Source organism: Longimicrobium sp., from assembly GCA_036389795.1.
In the GTDB taxonomy this organism is placed as follows: Bacteria; Gemmatimonadota; Gemmatimonadetes; order Longimicrobiales; family Longimicrobiaceae; genus Longimicrobium.
The window spans coordinates 1-4478 of the sequence record DASVWD010000003.1; the positions used below are offsets into that span (position 1 = coordinate 1).

General features: G+C 70.8%; 4 protein-coding genes. All 4 read right to left on the reverse strand.

Annotated elements, in window-relative coordinates; translation table 11 throughout:
• Positions 1-35: 35 nt before the first annotated feature.
• Entirely contained in the window at positions 36-1226 is a 1191-nt protein-coding gene (locus VF746_00085) for a bifunctional oligoribonuclease/PAP phosphatase NrnA (GenBank protein HEX8690814.1), read from the reverse strand.
• Between the two features lie 241 nt (positions 1227-1467).
• The gene (locus VF746_00090) at positions 1468-1725 is read right to left on the reverse strand and encodes a hypothetical protein (GenBank protein HEX8690815.1); all 258 of its coding nucleotides are present in this window, start codon (positions 1723-1725) and stop codon (positions 1468-1470) included.
• A 253-nt stretch (positions 1726-1978) separates the two neighbouring features.
• Positions 1979-3652 (reverse strand): EAL domain-containing protein, encoded by a 1674-nt coding sequence (locus tag VF746_00095; GenBank protein HEX8690816.1) that lies wholly within the window; start codon positions 3650-3652, stop codon positions 1979-1981.
• Positions 3649-4041, reverse strand: a complete 393-nt coding sequence (locus VF746_00100; GenBank protein ID HEX8690817.1) for a response regulator — start codon at positions 4039-4041, stop codon at positions 3649-3651. Before VF746_00100 ends, VF746_00095 begins: the two co-directional genes overlap by 4 nt.
• Positions 4042-4478 lie beyond the last annotated feature (437 nt).

Genomic DNA, 4478 nt, shown 5'->3' on the forward strand with positions numbered 1-4478 from the left:
CGTCCGGCGGCGGCGCCTTTCTTCCGCTTCCCGGCTCAGTCCTCGTCGTCGTCCCCGTCGGGCTCGCAGACCTCGTCCAGGTTCTCGACGCCGGCCGCCCGGAAGAGCTTGCGGCGGATGCGGCGGTCGAAGAGCGCCCACTTCATCTGGCGCTGCTCCGCGTCGTCGCCGTCGCCCTTCAGGAAGCCCAGGTCGATCTCGAAGCCGCCGGCCCGGCTGCGCCCGCCGCCGTAGGGGCGCCCGTTGCGGTCCTCGCCCAGCGCGTCCTTGAGGAAGCGGTCCACCCGGAGCGTGGTCTTCAGGGTGCGCAGGCTCCCCGAGACCACCTCGCGGCCCTGGCCGTCGCTCAGCAGGCCGTAGACCACGCTGGTGTGGACGTTCTCCTCGGTCAGCAGGAAGTCGGCGGCCTGGGGGATGGCGTCGCGGTCGGCCCAGCGCAGGTAGCCCACGCCGGCCACCGAGAAGCCGCTCGCCACCACGCGGCTGTGCAGCGCCTCCTCGATCACCCGCAGCGTGCCGTGCGACTTCTGCACGCACAGCACGCGCTCCAGCAGGTCGGGGTCCATGAAGCGGCTGAGGTACGCCGCCGCCTGGTACTCCCCGGGGCGCGCCCGCACGAAGCCGTCGGTCTCGCTGTGCAGGCCGTGCATGAGCGCGGTGGCCAGCCGCACGTGGTGCTCGTTGCCCGGGTCCAGCTTCAGGACGAGGCCGCTCTGCAGGTACTCGGTGAAGAGGGTGGCCGCCGCGCCCACCGGCCGCACGTCGCTGAAGATCGGGTCCAGCACGTCCTGCGGGTCGTGGTGGTCGATCACCGCCAGCGTGGGGACGCCGGCCGCCTTGAGCCGCTCGGTCAGGTGCGTGGTGGTCCCCTGGTTGTCGACGTAGACGGCCGCCGCGTACTGCTCCAGGTCGAGGTCCGGCTCGTAGCGGATCAGCCGGATCTCCAGCAGGTTCACCAGCGCCAGGTTCTCGGGGTGGCTGACGTGCCCGTCGTACACGATGTCGGCGTCGATGCCGAACACGCGGGCGATCTCGCGGTACGCCATCCCCGACGAGATGGCGTCGGGGTCGGGGAAGTCCTGGATGGCCACCACGTGCCGCTCCCCGCGCCGCGACTCCAGCAGCCGCGCCAGCTCCGTAACGGGCGAGGGCGCCGCCGCGGGAACCGCCGGCGCGCCCGGCTCCGCGGCCCCGGGCGGGGCCGAAATACCGGTCTGATCGTCCATGGGCCTCTTTCGCGTGCCTCCGGGTGCGGTGCGTCCACTTCGCGAGCGGCGTGCCAGACGGCATCCAGCGCGCCGGCGCTCGATTTCCGCCGCCGGGGCACACCCGGACGACGGATCGGAGCGCCGGGTCACGCGAAAAGATTTCGGGCTCGGGCGGATCGGCAGGCGCCGGACGCGAGCCGGACCGGGCCCCCTGTCGCGGGAGCCCGGCCCGGAAGACCGCGGAGTCTGCGCCGCAGCGCTACTTCCGGCGCCGCCTCGTCGCCCGGCGGACGGCCCGCTCGGCGCCGTGCTCGGCGGCCAAGGCGGCCACGCTGCTGAGCGCCGCCGACGCCGCGGTCCAGGCCAGCGAGCGCTTGCCCGCGAGCAGGGGCAGCCTGCGGCCGCGGAGCTTCCGCATCCCCTTCTCCATCACCTTCTCGGCCGCGAGCGTGGCCAGCCAGGCGGAGCCGCTCCCCACCGCCGGCAGCAGCATCTTCCGCATCAGCCTCTTCTTCATCGCATTCCCCTCCGCAGTGGGTCAACCGCTTGGAAGTGATTGTCAGTGCATGAGATAGGCCACGGCGAACGGACCGGCTGGAGGAACCGCGGGGGATCGGAAGGCGGCGTCGAGACCTGCACGGCCCGCCATCCACCAGATTCGTCGAGTAGATCCCTCGGGTCGCTACCGCGCCCTCGGGATGACAGCGGGAAGGGGGATCGGAGAGGCGTACTTTCGTACTTTCGCACTCACGCACTCACGCACTCACGCACTACCTCGCCTTCGCCACCTCGCGCGGCGGGAGGTTGGTGACGGCGTCGTGGAAGTAGAAGCCCTGGGTGAGGTGCACGCCGAGCTGCTTGACCGTCTGGTACTCCTCCTCGCGCTCCACGCCCTCGGCGATCACCTTGATGCCGTGGTCGGTGGCGAACTGCACCATGGTCTCCACCAGGTTCTGCTTCATGAAGTTGGCGTCGATCCCCGAGATCAGCGAGATGTCGAGCTTGATGAAGTCGGGCTCCAGGTTGGCGATGCTCCCCAGCCCCGCGTAGCCGCTCCCCGCGTCGTCCACCGCGAAGCGGAAGCCGCGGTCGCGGAACTCCTTCAGGTAGCCCTGGAACTTGGGGTAGTCGGTGATCGCCGTCCGCTCCGTGATCTCCAGCACGATGCGGCTGGGGTCCTCCACCCCCAGGTCGTCCACGTCCAGGTAGCGGAAGCTGGGGTCGCGGAAGTCGTGCGGGTCGATGTTGAGGAAGAGGAGCTGCCCCGGCTCCAGGTAGGTGTCGATCCCCTCGATCGCCTTCTTGCGGCACAGCCGCGACAGCTCCCAGATCAGGTTGGCCTCCTCGGCCACCCCGAAGAGCACCTCGGGCGAGCGCAGCGCGCGCTTGGCGCCGCGGGCCAGCGCCTCGTAGCCGTAGACCTCCTTCGTCGCCGTCACCACGATCGGGTGGTAGACGATGTAGACGGCCTCGTCGCGCAGCGTCTCCTTGAGGTCCGCCACCTTGCGGCTGCGCTCGCGGCTCTCCACCCCGCGCGCTGCGGCCGCCGCCTCGCGGATGCCGCGGTAGATGATGCGCTCGGGGCGCAGCTTGGGGTTGCGGAAGAGGGTGGCGCTGCCCACGTAGATCTCGAAGAGCCCCGCGATATCCTCGCCGTGCTCGGTCTCGATGCGGCCGTGCACGTGGGCCTCCAGCTCCTGCGCCATCTCGTTGATGCGGCGCTCGGCCTGGTCCACGGGCTCGGGGAAGTCGGTGAAGAAGATGAAGTCGTCGTCGCCGGTGTGGCTGACCATGAGCAGGCTCTCCTGGTCGCCCCGGCGGCGGTCGTAGAACTCGCGCACGGCGTTGGCGGTGGTCTGCAGCACCTCGTCCAGCTTCTCCCAGCCGTAGATCTCCTCCAGCTTCGAGTAGCGGACGAACTCGATGTACAGCAGCGTCATCCGCCCGCGCCCCTCCAGGATCTCGCGGCCGCGCTCCAGCATCACCGGCAGCGTGGGGAAGCCGGTGTAGCGGTCGTAGAGGAGCTCCTCGTAGCGCAGGTGGTCGGCGATCTCGCTGGTGAGCTGGGGGACGGCGGTGCGGTTCGGGCGCGCGCTCACCGCCCAGATCCGGGCGTGCACCTCGTCGGCGCTCGCCGGCAGCAGCAGCCAGTCCTCCACCCCCGCGCGCACGGCCAGGCGCGCCTCGTCCTCGCCGCGGCAAGCGGCCAGCAGGCAGATGCCGCGGGTGCGCGTCTCGGCGCGCACGGTGTCGAGCAGCTCGGCGCGGAACTCGAAGAGGAGGACGTCGGGGTGGGTGCGCAGCACCGGGAGGAGCTGCTCGGCGTTCGGGGCGCGGTGCCGCTCGCCGGCGTTGATGGTGGTGAGCTCGGCCCCCAGGCGGGCCGCCGCGTCGGCGAGCGCCTGCCCGAGCGCCTCGTCGCCCACGTAGCCGACGATCCTCACGCCCGGCCGCCCCTGGCCGCCAGGTTGCGCTCCACCTTCTCCAGCAGGTCCTTGAAGTCCACCGGCTTGACCACGTAGTCGTCGGCGCCGGAGCGCAGCCCCTCGAACTTGTCCTCGAAGGCGCCCTTGGCGGTGACCATCACCACGCGGGTGGCGGCGCCGAACTCGGGGTGCCCCTTGATGGTGCGGCACACCTGCCAGCCGTCCATCCCCGGCATCATCACGTCCAGCAGCACCAGCTCGGGGCGCACCTGCTCCATGCGGGCCAGCGCGGTCTTGCCGTCGGGGGCCTCGGCCACCACGTACCCGCGCGACTCCAGGAAGGCGCGCAGGATCTCCACGTTGTCCCGGTTGTCGTCGACCACCAGGATGGTGCCCTTGCTGTCCACGTCAGGAATTTCCTCCCCTCCCCGGGTGAGGGGGAGGATCGGGAGAATCGGGTCCGGTGAGCGCGCGGAACGGGAGAACCGTTTCCGCGCCGGCGTGTGGAGGGGGCAAGAAGCGAGCCACCTGCGGGACCCGGAACGATTCAAGTCGTGCGTGGACAGGCCTTTACGGAACGGCAGCGCGAAGTGCGAAGTGCGGGGTGCGGAACCGGGCTCCGGCGCGGCGGCGGGGGCCCTCACCCGCCGCCCTGGAGCGGATTCCAAGAATCAGTGTGCAATCCGGTCCTCTCGCGAACCAGGTCATTCCGAGCGGCGCCGCAGCACCGATCCGAATTTCACACCTCAGTTGGGCGGCGCCCGAGGAATCTACTCACCCCGCCCGGACGCTGGCTCCGTGCATCGGTCCGGCCTCCTGCCGGCCGCGGGTAGATTCCTCGGGA